The sequence below is a fragment of the Oceanobacillus sp. E9 genome (assembly GCF_001741975.1).
GTDB lineage: Bacteria > Bacillota > Bacilli > Bacillales > Amphibacillaceae > Oceanobacillus > Oceanobacillus kimchii.
In genome coordinates this window covers 32,875-58,240 of the sequence record NZ_LSNA01000007.1, presented here as the reverse complement: position 1 = coordinate 58,240, position 25,366 = coordinate 32,875, and the positions used below count along the sequence as shown (strand labels likewise).

Genomic DNA, 25,366 nt, shown 5'->3' with positions numbered 1-25,366 from the left:
GTCTATCCTCCTAAAACAGAGAGCATTGGCATCAATTTAATATTTGTTTCTTCATATTCACTCACTGGATCTGAATCTGATACAATTCCGCAGCCTGCAAAAAGTGACGCCTCAGTTCCTTGAATCATGGCAGAACGTATAGCTACGGCAAACTCACCATTATTATTACTATCTAGCCATCCAATAGGAGCACCGTACCAACCTCTGTCTAACCGTTCATTATTTCTAATAAAAGACATGGATTCTTCCCTAGGTGTTCCACCTAAAGCTGGAGTTGGATGAAGTTCCTCTATAATAGAGAAGATACTATTGCTATTCATTAATTTAGCAGTTACAGGTGTATAAAGATGTTGTAATGTCTTATAGATATACACTTGTGGTTCACTAGGAATATCTACATTAGTACAGTATCTTTCAACTGCTTTTCTAATCATTTGAACAACATAGTCATGCTCTTTTCGATTCTTTGGATCTGTAAAAAGATCCTCAGCAATTTTTTGGTCTTCTTTAGTTGTCTTTCCTCTTGGTGCAGTACCTGCGAGACAAGTAGAAAATAATTTATTTCCTTCCACTTTAACAAGTCGTTCAGGAGTAGCCCCTACAAAACAATCGCCGTCAATCTCATATGCAAAAATATAACTATTCGATTGCGTTTCTAATAGTTTTCTTATAATCGAGGGAATATCTGCTCGTTTATCAAAACGTAAACGAATCTCTCTTGCCAATACAATCTTATTGGTAATGGAAGTTTTCATTTCTTCTGTTGCTTTTTGAACAGTCTGCATCCATTGTTGTGGATTTACTTCTTTCTTTTCAATCATGTTAATATCTTGTTTTAAAAAATTCGATTCTCCTAATAAATAAGACTCCAATTCTTTGTATTCTTCCATTAATTGAAAGCCATGATCATTTGTATGCAAATACATATTGAAAGTTAAATAACATTGATTGTCTACTATTGTAACCATAACTTGAGGTATCGTTAATTGACCAGCTGGAAAATTACGCCACAAGTGTGTTGATTCTTTTTTTGGATCAAATGCAAAACCACCTAGTCCTACAATTCCAGTTCCTTGCTTTTCAAAAGGATTGTGAATAGTGGCTCTTTTCAACAACTCATTCCAATCATTTTCTATTGATCGAAAACGTTGACCTTCCGCTTGTATGGTAACTGCCTGTCCAGCACCAAGAATGGTTACATCGTTCGAATTACTCGACCAGAAACTTCTTGTTAATTTCCTATCTCCTGCTAATTGCAAAAAAGAGTATATGTTAGGATGGTTAATTTTTTTCGTGTAACTAAACAACTTAGCTTGATCTTCAGATAACATTTCATTAATTGCTTTATCAACAAGAATTGCTAGTTGTTTTTCTTCTATTCCAATCATTCCTATGAACCCCCGACATAATATCGTAAATTAATTATATCCTTCCTTATTTTATGCTCTTTTTACGAGTTTCTCAAGAAAAGCCTATTATTTCGAAAAAATTCCTGATTATAACATACATTGACACCTTCTTAACCTTTCCATAAAATTAATATGATATAGACAAATCAGGAGGCTTATTTCAATGCAATCAAAAGATACATCGAATATGAAAAAATTATTAAATGAACGTGAAGGAATTCACGTTTGGTGGCGACTACTTCGACCACACACTTTGACCGCATCATTTGTCCCAGTTTTTGTTGGAACAATGATTGCATTTAATGAAGGTACCATTAACTGGTTGATTTTCATAGCAATGTTAATAGCTTCTTTATTAATTCAATCAGCTACCAATATGTTTAATGAGTATTATGATTTTGTTCGTGGATTAGATAATGATCAATCTGTTGGGATTGGAGGATCTATTGTACGTGATGGGATAGATCCAAAACATATTCGAAATTTAGCATTCCTATTTTATGGAATATCTGTTTTACTGGGAATATACATTTGTGTGATGTCTAGTTGGTGGGTTGCAATAATTGGTTTAATTTGTATGATAATTGGTTATTTATATACTGGAGGCCCTATTCCAATTTCATATACTCCATTTGGAGAATTATTCTCAGGAGTATTGATGGGATCCGTGATAATTGGTATTACTTACTATATTCAAACGGAGACGATAACTTCGGAAATAATTTGGGTTTCAATACCTATTACTATCTTTATCGGTTGTATCAATTTTGCAAACAATATCCGAGATCGCGAAGGGGACAAACGCGGTGGTAGAAAAACTATTGCAGTCTTGATTGGCAAAGAACGATCCGTTGCACTACTTGGGACATTAATGGCGTTGGCGTATATTATGACCTTATTGTATATCTTTATCGGGTTCCTTCCGATTTGGTCCTTTATCACTTTCTTAAGTGTCCCAAAAGCATATGGAGTCATTAAGAAATTCCAAGGTAAGAAAACATCGATTGAAATGATGCCGGCGATGGGCGCTACTGCAAAAACAAACACAATGTATGGAATGTTATTAGGGCTATCACTACTTATAACAGCATTGTTATAACTTTGAAAGGATGGAACTATGACAAATAAATTAAGTAAAGATAAGTTAAATTATTTTAAAAAGAAATTACAGCAAATGAAAGAAGATTTAGAGGATAGACAAGACAATAATACGAGTTCTGATGAACTCACTAATTTTGATAATCATCCAGCGGATTTGGGTACAGAACAATTTGAACAACAACGAGATGCTGGTCTTAATCTGATGCGAGAAGATCAATTACAAGAAATTGAAGATGCATTGCAAAGGATCGAAGATGGTACGTATGGGATTAGTGAAAAATCAGGTGAACCTATTCCAGAAGAACGATTAGAAGTAATGCCCACTGCCCGTCTTTTAGTATCAGAGGAAGAAGAAAACTATTAAAAAGCACTTCGTTTGTGCCAGAAGTAGTTGGTTCTCCACCGCACATAAATTTCAAAATTCCTTATATATCACAAAAAGCTTCGCTACCATTGTGGTTGCGAAGCTTTTTAATTTATTTTAGAGAAAACCTTGTTTGTTGTTGTTGAACCCAGGCTTGTAATTTTATAAATAATGGAATAAACAATACTGCAATAAATACACCTTTTAACATATTAAATGGTAATACACCTGCTATAACAGATATCCATTTAACTTGATTAGACATTTCCCATCCCATAAACCAACCATAAGCCGGTAAAATCAGATAGTAATTCATAACACTCATTCCAATTGCCATCACAAGCGTACCAATAACTAATCCAGTTAGTAATCCTTTCATACCTTTAACTCGGTGATAAATCATAGAAACTGGAACAACTAACATTACGCCTGCAATAAAGTTTGACATAACTCCAATTGGATCTGCAGATCCGGAAACTGCAAGATACAATAAATTCTTAAAACCAACTACTACAATGCCTGCAATTGGGGAGAAAATCAATGAAGCTATCAAAGCAGGTACATCACTAAAGTCTACTTTTAAATATGGTGTCGGTAAAAATGGTAATGGAAAATTAATAAAAAATAATACCAATGAAATTGTACTTAATAACGCAATGATAATTAACTTTAATAAATTGTTTCTTTTCGATTTTTGCATCTGTGTCTCCTCCATCAATTCATTCGACTCCGATCTTGTGATGAAGGACGATTACCTGTTATGTGTTTCATTAATAAAACCCTAGAGCGGAGCCCTAGGGTTTGAATACATCGTCAAATAATGCACACAAAAAATGTGTAACACAAACATGATCGACATCTTCTCCCATCCAGACTATAACTGTCGGTACTGGAATCTAACCAGATCAACCACAATACGTATGCAGCTCGCGGACTTTACCGCCGGTCGGGAATTACACCCTGCCCCGAAGATTGGAATCGAATATTTATTTGTTAGAAACCATTATACCTTCACATTGAATTTTTAGCAAGTATATTACTATCTTTTGATGAAGTAAGTAACAACGCTAACACAATTGCTGAAATACCAGAAGATAACTTTCCTATTATCATCGCAATCACCATGGATGATTCTATACTTGCAACAAAACCTAAATGGCCACCAAATACAAATGCACCACTCACTGCAAAAGCTACATTCATAACCTTTCCACGTTCATTCATTTGCGTTAATAATGCTAGCATAGGAATCACATGAGCTACAGATGCTATAAGCCCTGCCGTAGAAGCTGAATTTATTTGTAATCTATTACCAATCTTTTGTAAATGTTTCGAAGCAAGTTTTGTAATTACTGCAACAAATGGAAAGGCACCAGCTAACACAATTGCGATTAATCCGACTATTTGGATACCATCTTCTAGAGGAGCTAACCCCGGAATAACTGTGATTTCAGTAATGGTTTCAATACCAATCGCTAATAATCCAATTAACGCAATTGTTGTTACTGTTTTACCTAACCAATGAAATAGTATCATCATATTGTCAACAAAAAATAGTAGTCCTATTAAAATACAAATTGAAAACACAATTGGAATTACAAGATTTCGAAACATCATAGACCAGTCAAGTTCAGCATAAAATCCTCCAATTAAGCAACCAATAGGGATCGTACTAATTCCAATCATTATCCCCTTCGCAAAATACGAATGATCTTGTTTTGTAATCATACTAAGTGCAACTGGTATGGTAAATGAAATCGTTGGTCCGAGCATAGTACCTAAAAATACCCAAGCAAATAACGCAGCTTCATTGCTTTCAGCCATTTGTTCTGCAAGTGCTTGTCCACCCATATCTAATGCCAATATTGTATTCGCAAATGTAGATGGGTCTGCCCCAATCCATCTGTAAAAAGGTGTTACGATCGGAGTCAAAATATTAGCAATTACTGGAGCTAAAGAGACTATTCCTACTATTACTAATGCTAACGTCCCCATAGACATAATTCCTTCTTTAAATTTTTCCCCCAAGCCTAAGCGATTACCAGCTAAATAATCAATACCACCAAGTAATAAAAAAGCTGCTAATATCAACATTATAATTTCATTTATATTCATACCTTTCCCCTTATGTATATCCATATAAAAAATGGTTATTCTTAACCCAGCATACACTATATCAAATATAGATTAAACAATACATTAATAGAATTTTTAAAATAGAAAAAAGTCTGTAGGAAAGAAATTTCTTCCTTTTCTACAGACTTTTACTGTAACAAGCTATTACTATTCTTCTAGATTAATAAATAGTTTTCCTTCAGCTTGTTCTCTTGTTTCATTACCGAAGCTATCTTTTGCAATAACTTCAATAACTGCACCATCTGCAACTGCATTACTCGTAGCAGTCCAATAACCAACATACTTACCTTCTGAAACTTCCATCATTGGAAGTTCAGTTGCATTCGTAAGTCCAAGGTTCGTTAATGGCATATGAATAACATAAGTTGCACGTAAACCTGGATCAGCTTCAAACTCAATTTTCACACTTTCTCCCGCACTGAGATGTACATCTTCTGTTGGAGTTACATTTTCAATTTCAGGAGCAGTGTAATCCGCTTCTATAGTGACTGATTCAGTCGTTGTATTTCCAGCCAAGTCAGCGGCAACAACTTCAATTGTATTTTCGCCTTCATCAAGTAAAATACGCTTAGAATAAGCACCATCTTCTACAGATGCTTGCTGCCCATTAACTTCGACATAGTCTAGGTTTTCATCTGCAACAGTACCTTCTACTGTCACTGTTTCACGATTAGTCTTATCCCCATCTGAAGGATTATCAATCGTTAATTCTGGTGATTCAGTATCTAGAGTAACCGTTACAGTATCCGATTCTCCAACAACGACATCTTCCATAATTGTTTGAGCTTGGAGTTCGTTTGCACCTTCCGTTAAATCAACTGGAATAGAGAACTCTCCACTATCTCCAACTTCTGCAGTACCAACATCTTCTCCATTGTTCAACAGTTGTAAGGTTGTTGTAGGTGAAGCAGTTCCTGCAACAGTTAATTCTGATTCATTTGTAATATAATCTTCTGCAGGAGTAATAATAATTGGATCATCTACACCGTAAGCTACTCGAGCACGAATCATATAGTTGCCCTCAACTTCAGGTGATGGAGACCATGCTCCTGCCACACTTTGGTAGCTTCTTCCTGCATTTGGGCCATTCTCATCCGTAGCAAGTCCTGGTACATTAGGATTTACTCCAGTTTGAACATATACCATATAGAAGTCCCCTTCTACTTGGATTGCATGTTCAGATAAATCAACTACAGTCCATTCATCAAGGCTTCGAATTGCTTCTGCTTCTACCGGACCTGCAATAAGTTCACCAGGAGTGCCATCTGGACCAGTCGCATCCCATACTTCAACTGCAAATTCTGTTCCGCCTGGATTTGGCCAGTCTGTACCGTGGAATTGGAACACACCATCAGTAACAATTGCAGATTCTCTACCTTCATCTAAAGACATTTTTACTGCCCATTTGTTTCCTGCATCATAGTAAGCACGAGCATTCTCAGCAGTTCCATCATCATAACCGATTTCTCCACCTGGAACGGTATAGAATGGTTCTAATGAGATATTTACTTCAGCATCTTGACCATCTAAGTCAACTTCAACTTCTGTTGGATGATATCCTTGAGCTAACACTTTTAACGTGTAATTCCCTTCATAAGCAGAAAGTGAGAAGTTACCATCTGCATCAGTTTCAACTGGTGCAATGTTTGCATCTTCTACTAAAATTACCGTAGCACCTTCTACTCCCTCACCGGTATCTTCATCTGTTACAGTACCAGTGATAGTATATTGATCTATTTCTTCTAATGTAAAGTCAGCTGTTGTAGATGCATCATCTTCAATAGATACAGATTGTTCTGCAGAATGAAAGCCATATGCTTCTGCAACTGCAGTATAGTCACCAGCAGCGTGCATAAATGAATAAGAACCGTTTGCTGGATCTGTATTCACTGATCTACCTGATTCTAAAATACTGACTGTCGCATTTATTGGCAATAACGTCGGATTAATTGATTCTTTTTTGTTGTCCTTTTCTACTATTGGCATAGCAGGTGTGATCTTATTCGGATCAACTTTTTCTTTTTTCGTAACATCTTTTTCAACTGCAACGTTAGATTCTTTCTGATCAATTGTTAATGCATTTGATCCTTTCACTTCTTTCAGACCAACTGCATTGGAAACAGAAGCATCAGATAGGCCAACATCATCGATATACCAACCATCACGTGTTACACTTCCATCTGTATCAAGGTTAAATCCAATATATACACGTTGACCACTATACTCTGATAAATCCAACTCTACTTGTTGCCAACCGTCAGATATATTTGTTATACGCAACAATTGAGTCCAGTTCTCTTGGTCTGTAGAAATAAATACATGACCAAAATCCCAGTTATTTTCGATATTAAACCAATGCTGGAACTGTAAATACGATTCACCTTCTGGAAGATCAATAGGCGGCATTAATAATGTGCTATTTTCATTGTTTGTATATTGTCCTTCAGTGTTAGTAGCATACACATAATCTCCAGAGAAAGCTTCTCCAGGTCCAGAAGTCGGTTCTCCTCTGTTCCAGCTAGCATTATCGCCAGATACTAGCCATCCAGATGGATTGGATTCGAAATCAGTGAAGTATCCTACACTAATTCCAGGCAATACATCTAGTGAATATTCATCAGTTGTTACTTCATTTCCTCCAAAATCATTAATAACAAAGTGATAAGAGAATGAATCTCCAGTAATACTATCACCCGGTATAGTTACCGCATACTCTCCAGATTTGTAATCACCAGACACTCGTTCTGCGGATAATGTTTCATCTCCAAATACAACATCTACAGAAGAGACACTGATATTATCTGAAACGTTAATGGTTAATGGTAAATCCATTCCTTCGTACGTTTCTACTGGAGCTTCGTGTTCGTAAGTAGGAGCTTCGTTATCTTCTCCTTCTTTTGTAACTTGTCCTTCAAGTGTACCAAGTCCAGACACTACAGAAGAAACTGCATCATGTGCATTTACAAGACCATATCCATATCCCATATTTGGTGATTCTGGGAAAGCCCCATCAGTAAGTGGCTGTGCTGTATTTATAAGAATTTCCTCTAAATCATCCACTGACAAACTTGGATCTGCTTGTATTAATAAAGCCGCTGCACCTGATACAGCAGGACCAGCCATTGATGTTCCATTCCATCCACCTTCATATCCGCCACCAGGTACAGAGGATCGGATATTTACACCAGGTGCTGAAATGTCAGGTTTAACATCCCCTTCATATGGAGAGGGTCCTTGTAATGAGAAGGATGCTAAGCTATCATTTATATCCGTTGCACCAGTTGCAAATGATTCTGGATAGTTAGCTGGAACTGCAACCGATCCAGGACCACCTGGATTCGTTAACGTAGTATTACCAGCAGAGAATTCAGGGAAGATTTCCGCTGCTCTCCAAGCAATAACAACATCACGATACCATTCATCTAATCCCGGTCCGCCACCCCAAGAATTATTGACAACATCAGGTGCCATTGAAGCATCTCCACCAGGAGCAAGAATCCACTCTGCAGCATCTAGCAAATCAACATCTGTTCCACCAGCTGCAGTAAATGCCTTAACAGCGATCCACTGAGCACCAGGAGCAACACCTACTTGGTTAGCACCATCTGGCTCACTACCAACCATCGTTCCAGTTACATGCGTACCATGGCCTTGGTCGTCATAAGGTATTTCTTGACCAGCAGTGGCATCATACCAACTATACGTATGATCTACTTCACCAGATGCCGAATCATACCCACGATATTTTTCTGCTAATGCAGGGTGATCAAATTGTGCACCAGTATCAATACTAGCTACAACAACACCAGAACCATCAAATCCCATGTTCCATGCAGCTGGAGCACCAACTCTTTCAACGTTCCATTCTACATTAGCCACATCAGATTTTGGTGTTTCTGCATCTTTATCTACAGTCGTATATAATTCACGTGTTTCGTTCGGAAGTACCTTTTCTACTTCAGAAAATGTAGCGATTTTTTCTGCAACCTCTTTCGTTGCTGTTACTGCAATACCATTGACAATATGATAAGATTTGAGATCTTTTGCATTCCCTTTTTCAATTTCTGATTCTAAATATTCAATGACTTCTGCTTGGGAATCAATGGAAGTAGCTTTCAACTCCGAGATTACAGCAGAGCGTTGGATATGTTCCAATTTAGCTGCTGATAAACTCGCTTTTTGTGCAGTACTCCTTGCTTCTTTAGCAACTTTTTTAACGTCTGCCTTCTCATTGAATTTAACAAGGAATGTCACCTTTTCATCATCTTTAAAGTTTTTCATCAATCGTTCACTGACTTTAGCTTCGGTCACTTGATTGGAATCATTTAAAGAAAGACTTGTTTTCCCACTTTCTGCATAAGATAGTCCAGGTGTAATTAGAGATAACGTCATTGCTACTGTAGCAACAAGACTAAATGCTTTTGTCTGACGTTTTTTCTTTTTTCTCAAATCTTTTCCTCCCCTCATTTTTAGAACAAGTTGCATAAAATCGACGGATAATTCTATAAAAAAACAACACTTCCCCCTTTTTCTAAATTGTCGATGATATGCATATTTGTGTAAGTTGTTCTTGCTGTTAATGCAAGTATAGTAAATGAAAGGAATGATTTTTGTCGATTTGAGTCGAATTAAATCAGAATATTCTAAATTGATAGAAATGTAGGATTTTTTCACTGGAAATTACATAGACTTTATAACTACAATTAGGTAGACAAACCTTATTTCACTTATTATCAGAAAATTTTAGATTACAAAAATGAATCAGAGGTACTAAGTAATGTTACAATTAATTGTAATACTTTTCTAAAAAGTAGAAATTTAATCATAAAGTTACAGAAATCACGATGAAATTCATGACATTTTTAATAGATTATAAATTGAAATATAAATTTATAGTTCATTATATTCATAGATAAGAATCAAGGAATATCTTCATATATAGCTATCACATCGCTTTATTTTACAAAACATTACAATTCATTTCTGAAATATATCACTTTTGTTAAAATTTATAAATACTCCCTCACGTATCACTACGAAAAAGAGTATATTGGTTAGTTTAAGTTTTAATCATTTAATGGATTTAAACTCTCTTTCCCTGAAAGATTAGATAACATGGATACCATTAACTGCACTTCTTCTTCCATATCCTGTTTGCTTGCTGTTTCGACAGGTGAATGCATATAACGTAACGGTAAAGAAACCAATGATACAGGAACACCTTTACCAGTAAGTCGCATTCGATCAGCATCCGTTCCTGTCATACGTGGTGTTAGTTCGTATTGAACTTTTATATTTGCTTCCTTAGCTGCATTTTCCAGCCAAAGATTTATTTTTCGATTAATCGGTGCACCCTTTGCTAAAACAGGTCCCCCTTCTAAATAAACTTCACCATATTTTTCTTTATTCACTTTTGGGTAATCTGTTGCAAAAGTAACATCAACAGCAAGTGCCATCGTTGGCTGAATAGCAGCTGCAGCAAAATAGGCTCCTCCCATATTTGTTTCTTCATTAACTGTACTAACTGCATAAACACCGATAGGAAGATTTTTTTCTGATAAGATACGGATCACTTCTGCTACCATAAATGCTCCTGTACGATTGTCTAATCCTCGCCCCGCAATATATCGATTTTGTAATAGCTCTGGCTCCGTTTTATAGACAGCTAAATCACCTATCTGTACATATTTAGTTGCCTCTTGTTTTGAAGTAAAACCACAATCAATAAATAAATCTTCTAGATCAAAATCACCTTTTAACCCCCCATGATGTTGTGCATTGACACCAATTACCCCTGTTATTATTTTTTGATACCCTAATACTTCTAGTTTCATACCAACCGCTGCTTTTGGATTGATTCCCCCCATTTTATCAATGTAGAGAAATCCATTATCATCAATTCGATTTATAACTAATGCAATCTCATCACAATGCCCCGCTAATAAGACCTTGAATTCCGCTTCCGGATTTAATACAGCAACTGCATTTCCGGCATTATCCGTACGTATTTCGTCAGCATAAGGCTTAACATATTCCATCCATTTCATTTGAATATCCATTTCCATACTAGATGGAGATGGAGTTCTTAGTAAATTCATCAAAAAATCGTACTGTAATTTTTCCATTTGTTTGTCCTCCTTAAGTAATGAAAGCACTAATTCCTAGGCACTTTAGTTTACCATCCGTAAATTAATGGGTACACTAACTATATCAAATTATGTAAAAGAGGTGTACATACATGCAATTAAATGACTGGTATAATAAAGGTATGTCAGTAGATGACTATATCGAATCAATGACGATTCATAAGGAAAGTCTCTTACATATCTATGACCATTTTCAGTTACCGGAGAAATTGTCACTTGATAATCAATCCCTTCGTGTCATCGTTTTAACAGAAGATTGGTGTGGCGATGCTATGCTTAATATTCCTGTACTTTTACGTATAGCAGAGAAAAGTGATATGCCCGTACGAATTTTATTACGAGATGATAATCTCGAATTGATGGACCAGTATTTAACAAACGGGAAATCACGTTCTATACCTATCTTTATTTTTATTGATGAAGACGGGAAAGAAGTAGCTAAATGGGGACCTCGTGCAGAAAAAATACAAGAATTTGTAGATAATGCACGAGAACAACTTCCTTCAAGAGAAGCTACTGACTTCGAAGAAAAACAGAAAGAAATGTATCTTTTCCTAACGAAATCTTATAGAGATAATCAAGATATGTGGAATGCTGTCTACAGCAGTATTAAAAATACCTTAGTTTAGAAACTCCCCCACCCCTCACTGTTATTTTAGAATAAGTATCTAACTAAAACGCACATACTAGAACAAAGCGCAAGCGCACGTTTAGAAACGTAGCGAGTAAAAAACAGTGAGGTGGATCCTTTATGAATATCCGCTACATAAAACGTATTTATTTTCGTATACCAATTATATTGAAATTATTAATGATTGTATTAATTACAATGATTTTCTTTGGGATAATTATACATTTTATTGAGCCTTTACAATTCCCCACAGCGTTTGACGGAATTTGGTGGGCTTTTGTTACTGCGGCTACGGTAGGTTACGGTGACTATGTTCCGCTCACTCCTACAGGAAGAATCATCGGCATACTATTAATATTAACAGGTGGTGGGCTTATAGCTTTTTATATTTCTTCATTATCCACTACTACATTAAAAAGAGAGCAAGATCTCGAGAATGGTCGCTTAGCATTTCATGGACATGATCACTTCATATTTGTTGGTTGGAATGAACGCACGAGACAACTTATGAAACTCGTCTTAGAGTATTATCCAGGCAGAAGAATCGTCGTAATAGATAAAACCGTAAACAAATTAACGTATAAAGAATATCCAGTACACTTTATTCAAGGTGACGCTACCGAAGACGACACGATCAAAAAAGCAAACATTGCGAATGCTAACTGTGTACTTATCACTGCAGATATCACTAAAGACGAAAAACAAGCAGATACCTATTCTATTATGACTACTATAGCCATGAGAGGGAATCATATGACTCTTCCTATTGTGACAGAAATTTTATCAAAAAAACAAATCGAGAATGCCATACGTGCAGGTGCTACAACGATTATTCGCTCTAATGATTTTATGAGCAGTCTTTTCTTTCATGAATTAGACCATCTCATGCAGGCTACACCTTTTGAAGATATTGATCAGCTTTTAGTACAGCAGCAATTCTCTCATCAAAAATTACCGCTTGATTTAGAGGAAGAGACATTCAGTAAAGTAGTTAATAATTTCTTACACCAAGGTTATCTAGTACTAGGTCTCATAAGAGATGATGCTTATACCATCCATCCAAAACCAGATTTTATAATGGAAGAGAACGATATTCTTATTACGATTACAAATTGGTGATTTCGTCGCCTTTGCTGATTTTTTTAAAGTATGTTATAGTATTTTATTGTGTTCAAAGAATCGAATATATAAGATATAGGAGTTGTTCAGCATGACTAACAAATTAGAAGCTGGTCAGATTATAGAAGGTAAAGTAACAGGAATTCAACCTTATGGAGCATTTGTTTCTGTAGATGAAGAAACACAAGGTTTAGTTCACATCTCTGAAATTACACATGGATATGTAAAAGACATTAACGAACATTTATCTGTAGGAGATGAAGTTAAAGTAAAAGTTATTAACGTAGATGATGAGAGAAATAAAGTATCTCTTTCTATTCGTGCTACAGAAGAAGCGCCAAAAGCTAATACAGAAAAACCTAAAAAGCAAGCTGCTTCCACACAATCAAATGATTCAGCTGGTTTTAATACGTTAAAAGACAAGCTACAAGAATGGATTAATCAATCCGATAACAAATAATGATTTTTAAAGACTCTACACCAATTATGATGTAGAGTCTTTTTATTTGTAAAGGGCTTGTTCTTGATTTCACAAACGGTATCGCTTAAAGTTAAATTATAGAAATAATTGCTTTAACAGAGGAGGAACTACCATGACACATGTATCCTTTAACTATGAAAAGGCATTGTCATTTTTCGAGAAACAAGAAATTACAAATTTAGAACCATTTGTTCACACTGCACATCAAATGATTCATGAACGTATTGGTGCAGGAAAGGACTTCTTAGGTTGGCTTGACTTACCTAGAAATTATAACCGTGAAGAATATAAACGAATAAAGGCTGCAGCTGATAAGATTAAAAAAGACTCCGACATTTTACTTGTTATTGGAATTGGTGGCTCATATTTAGGCGCTAAAGCAGCACTTGAAATGTTAAATCATTCTTTCCAAAACCTTCTTTCTAAGGACAAACGCCAAGTTCCACAAGTTATTTTTGTTGGTCATCATTTAAGTTCAACCTATATGTCTGAGCTTTTTGATATTCTTAAAGACAAAGATTTCTCCATTAATGTTATCTCAAAGAGTGGAACGACAACGGAGCCTGCAATTGCTTTTCGTATTTTCAAAAAATACCTCGAGGAAAAATATGGTCAAGACGAAGCGAAAAAGCGTATTTATGCAACAACTGACCGTGCCAAAGGTGCTTTAAAAACAACTGCAGATTCTAATGATTTTGAAACGTTTGTAATTCCTGATGATGTTGGAGGGCGATACTCCGTATTAACAGCAGTAGGTTTACTTCCAATCGCTGCTAGTGGCATCAACATCGATGACATGATGGAAGGTGCTAAAGCTGCAATGGAAGACCTTGCTAATCCAGTCGTATCTGAAAATCCAGCATATCAATATGCAGCCGTAAGAAATATTCTTTACCAAAAAGGAAAAGTTACCGAGTTATTAATCAATTATGAGCCGAGCTTACAATACTTCTCTGAATGGTGGAAACAACTATTTGGAGAAAGTGAAGGAAAAGACCAAAAAGGGATTTATCCTTCATCAGCAAACTTTACTACAGATCTTCATTCACTTGGACAATACATTCAAGAGGGACGTCGTAATATATTCGAAACCATCTTACACGTCAATGAACCAAAAAAAGATTTAACATTAGAAAAAGAAGAATCAGATCTAGATGGATTAAATTACTTAGCTGGTAAGTCAATTCATGAAATTAACGATAAAGCTTTCCAGGGAACACTGCTTGCGCATACGGACGGAGATGTACCAAACTTAATCGTAGAAGTTCCTAGATTAGATGCATATACTTTTGGGTATCTTGTCTATTTCTTTGAAAAAGCATGTGCAATAAGCGGATATATTTTAGGTGTTAATCCGTTTGATCAGCCTGGAGTTGAGGCATATAAAAAGAATATGTTTGCTTTACTAGGAAAACCAGGGTTTGAGGATCAAAAAGAAGAATTAGAAAAGCGTTTGTGATAAGAAAAAGCGAAAATTTTGACTCAATGATAAAGAGGCTCTTAAGATGGAGCCTCTTTTGTTTTGGTTCTATCATATATTCTATTTATTAACCAGATACCTTCCTGCTTAATTAACTCAATTGAAATCTGAAAAGTCTCCTCTTCAGTATATATATTAGGAAAAGATATGAAATCATAAACCGCTTTATCTTCTTCATTCTTTAATTCAATAAAATAATAACTATTTCTCCAAATGTCATACCAGTCATAACTCGCTATTTCTAAACCATTCTCCGTCTTTAATTTGTTAACAAGCTTTTCATCTGGCTTCACGGAAGCATACATAAAAAGTGACAATACCTCACTTGCAGACGCATCAGATAGAGCAGTAAGCGACTTATTCTGTTCAATATAATTTTGATAAATGTCATGCGTCGTATCTACAACCGGCCACTTATCCAAAGATAAAAAGCTATCCTCCGTTAAATTTTGATAGGGTTCTACAAAAATATACCAATACTCCCGATGTGCCAATTCCTCTACAGGAATCCAATTATTTCTCTGTAATTCTTGAACTACTTCATTTACTACACCCCAATAGATAGAATCATGATGGTTGTGAACAAAGAATAGCAGCTCTCTTTGATGCTCTTCAGATAACGGATTTGTTGTATCTATTTCATAAGAGCTAAATTTATCTCTTACAAATAAATAATCTATTAACACATACTGACCGATTAAAGCTAATTCTTGTTGAACGAAAATTGTATGACGATCACCTGGATATGTTGTATAAATTTCTTCTATTCGTAAGAGAATATCTTTTAAATTAATAGGTTCTCCATTGTAATAAGAGTCTAAGTCTTCTTGGATGGATATCACATGTACATATGGCTCAGAACCATCAACATCTTGAATATACTGTATAGCCCAACTTTCATCTACAGTCAAACTAAGACTTGTAGCATCCTCTAATTGCTCGATGATATAACCGTTATCTTTAATTGCATCTATAGCTGATACGATATCTTCTGGTACATCTATTTCATCTATACTTTCTTGGTTATTTATAATTTCTTGTTGGAGGTCCTTATCAAGAGAATGTTTTTTAAACAAACTGCTTAAGTAATGTTCTAGTGAGGTGTGATTACTAACTTGTATGGTATAATAATCTGGATGATTTAGAAATATCGTGTTCTCCTTTCTCTGTTCCTCTGCAAGTTGTTTAGGCGTTGTTAAAAGTGTCATAATCATATCTTTGTACCATTGAATGTCATCTACATCAGTATCTTCACCTGTAACTAGCTTATCCCTAAACAGAATAACTACATCTTTTGCTTGTTTCACCTGAATAAAGTTGTCTACACTTTCTACACCAAGGCTTTACTTATATTCTTCTTTTTTCCGCTCAAAATACTGTTCCATTTTTTCTTGTTCGGTTATGGTAGGTTGTTGAAAATCATCAAACATTGGAATTGCAAATAATACAAATAATACTAAACCAAATATTACAACAATCTTCGGGATCCAATTTTTCTTCTTTTTTTCATTTTGCCATTTTACAGCATGAAGAAGTTGTTGTGTAGAAGTCTTTTCTGGAAGTTTCTTATACTCTTCATTTAAGGACTTTAGCCATTTATGTATATCATTCATTTCTGTAGTAAACTTCTTTTTTAATGATTCTCTGCCGAGGTTAATTTTATTTTCTACTGCATCTGGTGATATTTGTAAAATAACAGCAATCTCTTCATATGATTTATCATGAATATAATAAAGAATAAGTGCAAATTTATATTTATCTTCTAATTGTTGTATACATTCATGCAGTAGAACGTGAATTTTGTTTTCGAAATAATCAGTCAAAAATTCGTGTTGCTGTTTTAACTTCTCCTCCGAATTACGTTTTCTTTTTTCTTTACGCTTGTAGTTTTTAACAACATTTAATGTAATCTTATATAGCAAAGTTGATAAGTTTGTATCTTGATCTGGATAATTTTTGAAGCTCTTACTGATTTTTAAAAATGCATCCCGTACAACATCTGAAGTTTTATTAGGATGAACACCTAATTGAAAAACAAATCGTTCTACGATCGAACGATATTTCTCTATGAATAACTCGATTCCTATTTCAAATTTATTATTTAAAAAATAACTTATTATCTGTTGATCTTCCAAACAAATCCCCTTTCTAATGTTTAATATACATATATAACGTTATAAGAACCATTTTTGTTCCAAAATTTCTAAAAAAAATTCTACTTTTCTTGTTTATAATTTTGTACATGGGGTAATACTATAACTGTAAGACTTTCTCGTATTCCCCCTGTAGGCAAGGCGCTCGAACGCTTTGCTTTTTTTTTGCCTTTTTCCCCATACTCTTTGTTATAATAGTAACATTACATTTACATAGGTAGGAGGTTTCTCAATGAGTATTTTTGAAGAAGTATTTGATAGAAAGCAAACCAGATCCGTTAAATGGGATATGGTACAAGAAGTTTTTCAATCCAATGATGTATTGCCAATGTGGGTAGCAGACATGGATTTTAAAGCTCCTGAAGAAGTCAATCAGGCATTAATAGAACGTGCAAAACATGGAATTTATGGTTACACAGCAATTGATAGTGATGTAAGTTCTGCTGTTGTCAATTGGTTACACCGTAGGCATGATTGGTCTATTGATCCATCTTGGTTATCTTATAGTCCTGGGGTAGTGAATAGTCTACATATGGCGGTTCAAGCATTTACTGAACCTGGTGACAATATCTTAATTCAAACACCAGTGTATACACCCTTTTATAATTTGATTAAAGAATTAGATAGAGAAATAGTAAAGAACCCGCTTGTTTATGAAAATCAATATTATACTATTGATTTTCATGATCTAGAGAAAAAATTAGCAGATGGAGTAAAAGCATTTATTCTTTGTTCTCCGCATAATCCAGTTGGTCGAGTATGGAAAAAAGAAGAGTTACAAAAAATGGCGGAATTATGTTTGCAGTATGATGTGATGATTTTTTCCGATGAGATTCATGCAGACCTAGTTTTTCCTGGTCAAAAGCATATACCTATTGCTACGTTATCTGAAGAAGTAGCTGATAATACGATTACATGTATGGCACCTTCAAAGACATTTAATTTAGCTGGTTTAGACGCTTCTTATGTGATTACTTCAAATAAAGAAAACCGTCAAAAGTTAGATAAAGCGTTCCATCGTCAAGGTTTTCATAATATGTTAAATACGATGGGAAATACAGCTATGGAAGCAGCCTATCGCCATGGAGATTCCTGGTTAGATGAGTTAGTACAAGTGTTAGAACAACATGCACATTATGTACGTGAAATGTTCGAAGCACATGCACCTGATTTAAAAGTTACGCATGCGGAAGGCACCTATTTGCTATGGGTGGATTGTTCTTCGCTAGGATTAAATAAGCAGGAATTAAAGAAATTTATGGTTGAACAGGCTCGTGTTGGATTAAACGCTGGACAGGATTATGGCATAGAGGGTGACACGTTCATGCGTATTAACATCGCTTGCCCAAGAGCAACATTAGAAGAGGGCATCAAGCGAATTATTTCTGCCGTTCAATCAATGTAATATAACGTAAAAGTTCATTTAATTAGGGGTATTACTGCGCGTTACATGTGGATTAAAAATTAGGGGCTAGTACAAAAGTATTTATTCAAAAGATAATTCGAATAAATAGCTTTTAAAAAGCCCGCTCTAGAAATATACTCCGCTTTTTGCAGATGGCTGGTGAGCCTCGGGATACTTATGAATCGAGGTCTCACCTAGTCTCCCTCTCCCACAGTTTACATGTATTGCAAAAAGCAACATGCACCACAGAGAATGAAAATGGTTATTTTCATGATAGAAGTCTACGTATATTTCTTACGCTTATTCTAGCTTTCATCCGTCTTTTGACCAAAAACTTATTATTATGTGCCGACTTAATACATTTACTTATTCTTCTTGTTCATCATTTTGCTCCGTTGGATCAGTTGGGGCTTTTTCAGATTCTCCTGATTCCTTTTCTGCATGAATCTCCCCACAAACAATTCTAGTCCCGGAATCTCCACCCGGTTGGCTCATTCCATCGTCTTGACCTTCATGGACAATTAATGCTGTCCCATTATTATTTATTAATGAGTTTTTCCCTTCTTGCAACGTTGCTCCTGAAAGTTCAAGTTCAGCATGTACTAGACCACCAGCATCTGCTTCAATATTTGGCAAATCTCCTAAGTGTGGACCTTCTGGATGCATCATTCCATGTTCCTTACCTTCGGGATTCAGATGATTACCAGCTGTAGTAAAATCTGGGCCTTCGCACCTTCCATATTCATGAACATGTATGGCATGAAATCCTGGTTGAAGCCCTTCTAAGTCCAATTCAATAGCTACAGCATCTTCTTGTTCACTTAATAAAGCTGTTCCTACTCGGTCACCATCTATATTGTACATTTCTACAGTTAGCGATTTCGGATTATGAAGTAAGCACGCAGATAATAACAATGAAAGACTCATTGTTAATCCTAATACTAGAGGACGCATATCATAGACTCCTTTCCTCTTTTATATCAGTATCTGCAATGTTTGATAATCTAAACAAAAATCAGTGAAATGTTTCCATACAATTATTTTGAATGTGATTCTGTCTGTTTCGCTTGTTTTATTTCTTTACTATATTTTTCATTAAACTTCTTTTCATCGTTTCTTGATTTTTTCATCATCAATCGCATGGCAACTACTGCCAAAACAATAAATATCGCTAGAGAAATCACTGCTGGTATATATTCGGTTTTATCTTCTGGAAAATAAAGAAACGGCATTAAAATTATCATTTTCATCAATGTATTCACACCTTTCCCACCTATTATAACAAACATGACTCCGTTTCCAAATATTAGATAACATCGTTCGCATTTTTATCTTATTTTTGGCAAAATGAATAAAGGGAGTGATGTAAATGAGTAACTTTAATAAAGGCGATATTGTCAAAGCACATTATAAATCCGGAACTTATATTGGAATTGTCCAAGAAGATCGTGGACAACAATATCTAGTGGAAGTAAGAGCAGTATTAAAACACCCTCTTCAAGGAGATCTACATAATTATGGTCAAACTGGTGAAGATGTTTTCTTTCATGAGCGGAAAGCACTATCATTTAAAGAAAAAATGAATGTCAAAAAACCAGCTGTTCACGCCTATTCTACAGAAGAAATACCTCATTATGACGAATCATTACAAACAGCAGTTACTACTTATAAAGAAAAGCTAAGCCAAAATCCAACAGCGTTCGATTTACAATGTCTAAGGAAGTTAGAACAACTCGAAGCAACTCATTATAAGAAAAGCCCTCATGACTAAAAGAAACCCTTGTAACGGAATACATCCGTCTACAAGGGTTTTTTTAACATTATATGAAAACAAATTATTCACCAAGATGTTCTTTAATTACTTCTGCTACACCGTTAAGTGCGTCTTCCTCGTCTTTACCATCAGCAGTAACTTCGATTTCTGCGCCTTTTGGAATACCTAAAGACATAACGCCCATTATCGATTTCAAGTTAACTTGCTTGCCTTTGTAAGAAACTTCGATTTCAGAATCGAATTGTCCAGCCTTATTTACTAATAAAGTTGCAGGACGAGCATGAACTCCAGTTTCAGCAGTAATCGTAAATGTTTGTGATTTCATTACATTTCACCCTTCCACACCATATTTTCTCTATGATTGTTTATGCTTGTCTATATACTCAACGTTAAATATTTCACATAAACCTACGTTTATTATATACAAAAATCGTAAAAGATGAAACCGATAACTAAATTTTTATTAATATTGAATTTAATTGTTTTTCAAATACGATTATGATAACTTTAATCTAGAAATAGCAACTATTTCAAGGAGGCAAGAACATGAGTGTACATATTGGAGCAAAACAAGGAGAAATTGCAGATAAAATACTTTTACCAGGAGACCCACTCCGTGCAAAATTTATTGCAGAGACTTTTTTAGAAAAACCAAAATTATATAATGAAGTTCGAGGAATGTATGGCTATACTGGTACCTATAAAGGTGAACGTATATCTGTTCAAGGAACAGGAATGGGCGTACCTTCTATTTCTATCTATGTAAATGAATTAATACAAAGCTATGATGTGAAAAAATTAATTCGAGTAGGTACATGTGGTGCTATTCAGAAGGACGTTAACGTTCGAGACGTCATTTTAGCCCAGGGAGCTACAACAGATTCTCAAATGAACCGACTTATTTTTAACGGAATCGACTATGCACCAATTGCAGATTTTGAACTACTAAAAAATGCATATGACGCCGGAGTAGATAAAGGACTTCAATTACGAGTCGGTAATGTGTTCACAAGCGATACATTCTATCGTGATAATGCACAGCAGGTGAATGAATTACTGGCAAAATATCAAGTACTTGCTATTGAAATGGAATCTACAGCTCTATATACACTAGCAGCTAAATATGGTAGACAAGCACTTTCTGTATTGACGGTTTCCGATCATATTTTAACTGGTGAAGAAACATCTGCAGAAGAAAGACAAACAACATTTAATGAAATGATGGAGATCGCCCTAGACACCATTATAAAATAAACTACTTCGCCCGGCATATGATTGCTGGGTGTTTTTTTACCCAACATTGTCACCCTGAATAAACATAAGGTTGACAAAATTTATGAATCTAACTATAGTAAAACTATCAGAAAGGAGGAACGATAATGCAATCATTTCGAGCGATACATATAACCTATACTTCATTATTTGTATGTCTTATGGTAATTGGTGCCAATATTGCTATTTGGTTTCCATTTTTAACTGTACCAATTGGTGGAGCTTCTGTCCCACTTTCTTTACAAACATTCTTTGCAATTTTAGCTGGTATGATCTTAGGAAAACGACTCGGTGCTTTTGCAATGATTGTATATATATTAATTGGTCTAACCGGATTACCTGTTTTCGCAGGTTTAAAAGGTGGATTCTATCCAATGATTAGCCCAACCGGAGGATTTATTATTTCATTTGTATTTGTCGCTTTTATTGTTGGCTGGATATTAGAAAATAAATCAATCTATTCCACAAAGAACTTGATTGCAGTTGCATGTATTGGATTGGTGATAAACTATACTATAGGTGTTACATATATGTATATAGCTATGAATGAATGGTTAGAGCTTCCAATTTCTTATTTAACTGCATGGATCGGAATGGTTCCTTTTCTAATTAAAGATGGAGTATTAACTATCGCAGCCTCAGTTACAATGATCGCTTTACAAAAACGGATATCTTCCATTCCAGTAATCCAAAACATTTCACGCTAATCGGTTGTTTCTTTATATTCCCAGGTCTGTGTGATAAAATAACAGAAACATTTATACAAATACATGTGCTTTTGCAGGAAGGATGTTTCGTCATACATGACTCTGTTTTCCAACTTCCCTCTTTGGGCTGCTTTATGTGCAATCATTTTTGCACAAGTAATAAAAATACCGATTAAGTTAATTTTCACCAAAGAATTCCAACCCGGTTTGGCATTCAGTACCGGTGGTATGCCTAGTAGTCACTCTGCTGCAGTTACCGCATTAACAACTGCTATTGGCATTACGGAAGGAGTTTCTTCCAGTGTATTTGCTCTAGCTTGTATTTTCAGCGTTATTACAATGTTCGATGCGTCAGGAGTACGAAGACAAGCAGGTGAACAAGCTGTAGTTATTAACCAATTAATTCGAGATTTCCAGTTGATTACAACAAGTGCAAAAGATTGGAATAAAAAAGGTGAATCAGAAAAAATGCAAGAATTAAAAGAACTGTTAGGACATCAACCAATTGAAGTATTTTTTGGAGCTTTAACAGGAATTATTTTAGCTTATTCCATTGCACCATTATTCACCTACTAAAAAATAAGGTTGAGACTTTAGTCTAATCAAAAAATAGATCCAAACTTACTGGTATATTTTGAACAACACTATTTAAAGTCTCAACCTTATTTTATTCTAATTGAACTGTTGACGAAAAGCTTGCATTGATTCTTCTTCATTCAGCTCGATGAGTGTTTCTTCTGTCAATGTTCCATCTCCCAATTCAATAACATACACGTCTACTTCTTTCTTTCCCCATTGTTCATATACATCATCTACAGTGTGATAATATAAATCAATTTTATTTCCCGTTATAGCGCTACCTTTGTCAGCCACAACGCCGAATCCATAATCTGGTATAAATAGAATTGTTCCTATTGGATATACATTTAAATCAGCAGCAATAGTAGAATACAAGTCTCGTTTCACTTGAACACCAGAAAAAGTAATTCCATATTCCGGATGGTCAGCAGTTTTACCTGTTGATTCTATTCCAGCAGTATAACCAGTTGCCATTACCGTATTAACAGGAAATTGTTCTAAATCAATCGCTTCATCTATAGACGAAGGACCTTCAATTTCGTTATTACTTAACAGTGTTTCTTTTGCCTTTGTAACGTTGAGTCCTTTAGGTTTTAGGTTAACATTTTTAAACTGTTCTAAAATACCTTCTGAAGATGGAATAAGTTCAATGGGATTTGCCTTCACATGCTTTGGAATGAATAAATTTGTAACCGATGTTATCTCCAATACAGATAAGCAAATAATAGATAACATCCCTACATGTTTCATCCAATTTTTGATTTTCATGATTAACACCTCTTTGGATGTCATCATTTCCAATCTATTAAAATTTTATTCAAAAAAGTAGTTAAAACATTTGGTAGCCACTTTTTCGTAGAAACTTAATAACGAATCCCGATACGATTGTACCTACAAATCCGGCAATTAAAATTACAATATCTGCGAATGCTATATTAAGTAATCTCGTACCTAAATCATTAAACGCTGTTGCAGTATTGGTGAAGTATTGTGTAATTCCTACATTATCAATTATTAGTATGACAACAATTGGATATAAAAATGCCATCAACCAGGTTTGTCTTAACAGCATATTTAATATGAATGCGATCCCAAAAAAGATAACAAAATATAGAAATACCGAAACAATTAATTGGACCATGCTACTCTCTCTCCCTTTTTCGTCCTATGTACACATACATGAGTCATTTTATAATAAATAAAGTAAAAAGCAAAGGCTTAGCTAACTTACCTTTGCTTTATAAACTAATGAAATATATTAAATTTTCCTTTTTTCATTAATAATTGAATACCGCCTAATTTAAATAAGTACCAATTATCGGCGAACCGCTTTAATACTGCAGCTTTCCATCCAAATAATATTCGGTTAAATATTTCAGCTATTCCATCATCCTTGCCAAGAGAAGTTATCATCCCTGAAATGTCTGGGAGGAAATCTGTCATCTCCTTCCCTTTTATCTTTGCATTAATATTTCGAGCAATAAATTCTCCTTGTTGCATAGCAATTTGCGCAGTTGAAGGTAATACATTACCATTTTGATCATAATGAAGCGAACAGTCACCAATTAAATATATAGAGTCGTCTTCTATAGAACGCAAATCATTCCGAACCTTCACACGACCATGGTCCATAGATAAATTTAAACGCTCTACAATACTATTTGCTTTTGTACCAGCCGTCCATATAACTGATTTAGATAATATTTTATACTCTGATCCAGCCTTTTCATAAATAATACCGTCTTCTGTACAAGCTTTTACAACAGCATCATTTATAATTTCTACCCCTCTAGATTGTAAAGAATTCATAGCATATTGAACAGCAGATTCATCATATCCAGAAAGGACACAGTCTTTGCCTTCCAGTAAAAATACCTTAACTAAGTTTTTTTCGATGTCGTATTCTTTACATATGGTTGGAATATGGTTAATTAATTCACCAGCAAATTCTACACCTGTTAATCCTCCACCTCCAATTACAATATTTAATCGTCCATCTTTTGATTTTTTTTCATTCGTGTATAATGCAAAATTATATTCTACTCTTTCACGAATTAGCCGAGCACTGTTAATATCTTTGATAGAATATGCAAATTCACTTAATCCAGGTATTCCATACGTTGCAGGTTCGAAACCTAGACTAACGATTAAAATATCATAGTAAAGATCGCGATTTTTAAATTTAACTCGTTTTTCTTCTCTTTTTATAGAGACCACTTCATCTAAAATAAGTTTTATTCGATTTCGATCAATTACTTCTTTAATATCAATTTTAGAACGATCGTGATGAAGTGTTCCTGCTGCATTCTCATGTAGCCAAGTCGTCTGATAGTGATAATCATGTTTATTTACTAACGTAATTGTTGCTTCATTGGGATGTATCATTTTTTGCATTTTTGCTGCAGCCATCATTCCCCCATAACCCGCTCCTAAAATTACGATATGCGGTTTATTCATTACACTCACAACTCCCATAAAATTAAATTCCCGTTATATATTTATCATGGTATGTAATCACCGTTATATCCCTCTATAAACCTAATGAAGAACTACATGAGTGCCTAGATAACAACATCAACATCCATAATTTTACTCCTAGTCACTAGTGG

24 protein-coding genes and 1 riboswitch are annotated in these 25,366 nt (G+C 35.0%); of the genes, 11 read left to right on the top strand and 13 right to left on the bottom strand.

Annotated features, from left to right (window positions below; genetic code table 11):
• Positions 1–2 precede the first annotated feature (2 nt).
• On the bottom strand, positions 3–1,388 hold the full coding sequence (locus AQ616_RS09855; protein WP_069685697.1) for an isochorismate synthase: 1,386 nt from the start codon (positions 1,386–1,388) through the stop codon (positions 3–5).
• Positions 1,389–1,572: 184 nt separating this feature from the next.
• On the opposite strand from AQ616_RS09855, the gene AQ616_RS09850 reads away from it, so the two are divergent.
• Both AQ616_RS09850 and AQ616_RS09845 read left to right on the top strand, forming a co-directional pair.
• A complete protein-coding gene (locus AQ616_RS09850) occupies positions 1,573–2,508 on the top strand; it encodes a 1,4-dihydroxy-2-naphthoate polyprenyltransferase (RefSeq protein ID WP_017797442.1) in 936 nt (311 codons plus the stop codon).
• An 18-nt stretch (positions 2,509–2,526) separates the two neighbouring features.
• Positions 2,527–2,874 carry a TraR/DksA C4-type zinc finger protein gene (locus tag AQ616_RS09845; protein WP_017797443.1) on the top strand — a complete coding sequence of 116 codons (348 nt, stop codon included), beginning with the start codon at positions 2,527–2,529 and terminating at the stop codon, positions 2,872–2,874.
• 112 nt (positions 2,875–2,986) lie between these two features.
• Here the strand turns inward: AQ616_RS09845 and AQ616_RS09840 are convergent, their stop codons facing one another.
• The 4 genes from AQ616_RS09840 to AQ616_RS09825 all read right to left on the bottom strand — a co-directional run bounded on the left by AQ616_RS09840 (position 2,987) and on the right by AQ616_RS09825 (position 11,135).
• Positions 2,987–3,574 (bottom strand): ECF transporter S component, encoded by a 588-nt coding sequence (locus AQ616_RS09840; RefSeq protein WP_017797444.1) that lies wholly within the window; start codon positions 3,572–3,574, stop codon positions 2,987–2,989.
• A gap of 153 nt (positions 3,575–3,727) precedes the next feature.
• Positions 3,728–3,851, bottom strand: a riboswitch (FMN riboswitch).
• A 34-nt stretch (positions 3,852–3,885) separates the two neighbouring features.
• A complete protein-coding gene (gene eutH / locus AQ616_RS09835; RefSeq protein ID WP_069685696.1) occupies positions 3,886–4,989 on the bottom strand; it encodes an ethanolamine utilization protein EutH in 1,104 nt (367 codons plus the stop codon).
• 168 nt (positions 4,990–5,157) lie between these two features.
• Positions 5,158–9,477 (bottom strand): S8 family peptidase, encoded by a 4,320-nt coding sequence (locus AQ616_RS09830; RefSeq protein WP_069685993.1) that lies wholly within the window; start codon positions 9,475–9,477, stop codon positions 5,158–5,160.
• A gap of 599 nt (positions 9,478–10,076) precedes the next feature.
• Positions 10,077–11,135 carry a M20/M25/M40 family metallo-hydrolase gene (locus AQ616_RS09825; protein WP_069685695.1) on the bottom strand — a complete coding sequence of 353 codons (1,059 nt, stop codon included), beginning with the start codon at positions 11,133–11,135 and terminating at the stop codon, positions 10,077–10,079.
• Positions 11,136–11,248: 113 nt separating this feature from the next.
• Between AQ616_RS09825 and AQ616_RS09820 the strand changes: the two genes are divergently transcribed.
• The 4 genes from AQ616_RS09820 to AQ616_RS09805 all read left to right on the top strand — a co-directional run bounded on the left by AQ616_RS09820 (position 11,249) and on the right by AQ616_RS09805 (position 14,846).
• On the top strand, positions 11,249–11,785 hold the full coding sequence (locus AQ616_RS09820) for a thioredoxin family protein (RefSeq protein ID WP_069685694.1): 537 nt from the start codon (positions 11,249–11,251) through the stop codon (positions 11,783–11,785).
• Between the two features lie 122 nt (positions 11,786–11,907).
• Positions 11,908–12,906, top strand: coding sequence for a potassium channel family protein (locus AQ616_RS09815; protein ID WP_069685693.1), 999 nt, complete (start codon positions 11,908–11,910; stop codon positions 12,904–12,906).
• 91 nt (positions 12,907–12,997) lie between these two features.
• The gene (gene yugI / locus AQ616_RS09810) at positions 12,998–13,366 is read left to right on the top strand and encodes a S1 domain-containing post-transcriptional regulator GSP13 (protein ID WP_069685692.1); all 369 of its coding nucleotides are present in this window, start codon (positions 12,998–13,000) and stop codon (positions 13,364–13,366) included.
• 133 nt (positions 13,367–13,499) lie between these two features.
• Complete coding sequence (locus AQ616_RS09805) at positions 13,500–14,846, top strand: glucose-6-phosphate isomerase (protein ID WP_069685691.1); 1,347 nt, start codon at positions 13,500–13,502, stop codon at positions 14,844–14,846.
• A 41-nt stretch (positions 14,847–14,887) separates the two neighbouring features.
• On the opposite strand, the gene AQ616_RS19910 is transcribed toward AQ616_RS09805, so the two are convergent.
• Positions 14,888–16,174 carry a hypothetical protein gene (locus AQ616_RS19910; RefSeq protein WP_240490492.1) on the bottom strand — a complete coding sequence of 429 codons (1,287 nt, stop codon included), beginning with the start codon at positions 16,172–16,174 and terminating at the stop codon, positions 14,888–14,890.
• 36 nt (positions 16,175–16,210) lie between these two features.
• Positions 16,211–17,002 (bottom strand): RNA polymerase sigma factor, encoded by a 792-nt coding sequence (locus tag AQ616_RS19905; protein WP_240490491.1) that lies wholly within the window; start codon positions 17,000–17,002, stop codon positions 16,211–16,213.
• 250 nt (positions 17,003–17,252) lie between these two features.
• Between AQ616_RS19905 and AQ616_RS09795 the strand changes: the two genes are divergently transcribed.
• On the top strand, positions 17,253–18,425 hold the full coding sequence (locus tag AQ616_RS09795) for a MalY/PatB family protein (protein ID WP_069685690.1): 1,173 nt from the start codon (positions 17,253–17,255) through the stop codon (positions 18,423–18,425).
• Positions 18,426–18,791: 366 nt separating this feature from the next.
• On the opposite strand, the gene AQ616_RS09790 is transcribed toward AQ616_RS09795, so the two are convergent.
• Both AQ616_RS09790 and AQ616_RS09785 read right to left on the bottom strand, forming a co-directional pair.
• Entirely contained in the window at positions 18,792–19,379 is a 588-nt protein-coding gene (locus tag AQ616_RS09790; RefSeq protein ID WP_017797454.1) for a superoxide dismutase family protein, read from the bottom strand.
• Positions 19,380–19,462: 83 nt separating this feature from the next.
• Positions 19,463–19,687 carry a hypothetical protein gene (locus tag AQ616_RS09785; protein WP_139136353.1) on the bottom strand — a complete coding sequence of 75 codons (225 nt, stop codon included), beginning with the start codon at positions 19,685–19,687 and terminating at the stop codon, positions 19,463–19,465.
• Positions 19,688–19,794: 107 nt separating this feature from the next.
• Between AQ616_RS09785 and kapB the strand changes: the two genes are divergently transcribed.
• On the top strand, positions 19,795–20,196 hold the full coding sequence (gene kapB, locus AQ616_RS09780) for a kinase-associated lipoprotein KapB (protein WP_017797456.1): 402 nt from the start codon (positions 19,795–19,797) through the stop codon (positions 20,194–20,196).
• A 64-nt stretch (positions 20,197–20,260) separates the two neighbouring features.
• On the opposite strand, the gene AQ616_RS09775 is transcribed toward kapB, so the two are convergent.
• Positions 20,261–20,524 carry a phosphocarrier protein HPr gene (locus tag AQ616_RS09775; RefSeq protein WP_017797457.1) on the bottom strand — a complete coding sequence of 88 codons (264 nt, stop codon included), beginning with the start codon at positions 20,522–20,524 and terminating at the stop codon, positions 20,261–20,263.
• Between the two features lie 221 nt (positions 20,525–20,745).
• Between AQ616_RS09775 and deoD the strand changes: the two genes are divergently transcribed.
• The 3 genes from deoD (at position 20,746) to AQ616_RS09760 (ending at position 22,754) form a co-directional block, all read left to right on the top strand.
• A complete protein-coding gene (gene deoD, locus AQ616_RS09770) occupies positions 20,746–21,453 on the top strand; it encodes a purine-nucleoside phosphorylase (RefSeq protein WP_017797458.1) in 708 nt (235 codons plus the stop codon).
• Positions 21,454–21,578: 125 nt separating this feature from the next.
• The gene (locus AQ616_RS09765; protein ID WP_017797459.1) at positions 21,579–22,178 is read left to right on the top strand and encodes a biotin transporter BioY; all 600 of its coding nucleotides are present in this window, start codon (positions 21,579–21,581) and stop codon (positions 22,176–22,178) included.
• Between the two features lie 96 nt (positions 22,179–22,274).
• Positions 22,275–22,754: a divergent PAP2 family protein gene (locus AQ616_RS09760; protein WP_069685689.1), complete on the top strand. Its 480-nt coding sequence runs from the start codon at positions 22,275–22,277 to the stop codon at positions 22,752–22,754.
• 96 nt (positions 22,755–22,850) lie between these two features.
• Here the strand turns inward: AQ616_RS09760 and AQ616_RS09755 are convergent, their stop codons facing one another.
• From AQ616_RS09755 to AQ616_RS09745, 3 genes are all read right to left on the bottom strand, one after another.
• On the bottom strand, positions 22,851–23,525 hold the full coding sequence (locus tag AQ616_RS09755) for a 3D domain-containing protein (protein ID WP_017797461.1): 675 nt from the start codon (positions 23,523–23,525) through the stop codon (positions 22,851–22,853).
• Positions 23,526–23,586: 61 nt separating this feature from the next.
• Positions 23,587–23,898, bottom strand: a complete 312-nt coding sequence (locus tag AQ616_RS09750) for a YuiB family protein (RefSeq protein ID WP_069685688.1) — start codon at positions 23,896–23,898, stop codon at positions 23,587–23,589.
• 104 nt (positions 23,899–24,002) lie between these two features.
• Positions 24,003–25,214, bottom strand: a complete 1,212-nt coding sequence (locus tag AQ616_RS09745; RefSeq protein ID WP_017797463.1) for an NAD(P)/FAD-dependent oxidoreductase — start codon at positions 25,212–25,214, stop codon at positions 24,003–24,005.
• Between the last annotated feature and the right edge of the window lie 152 nt (positions 25,215–25,366).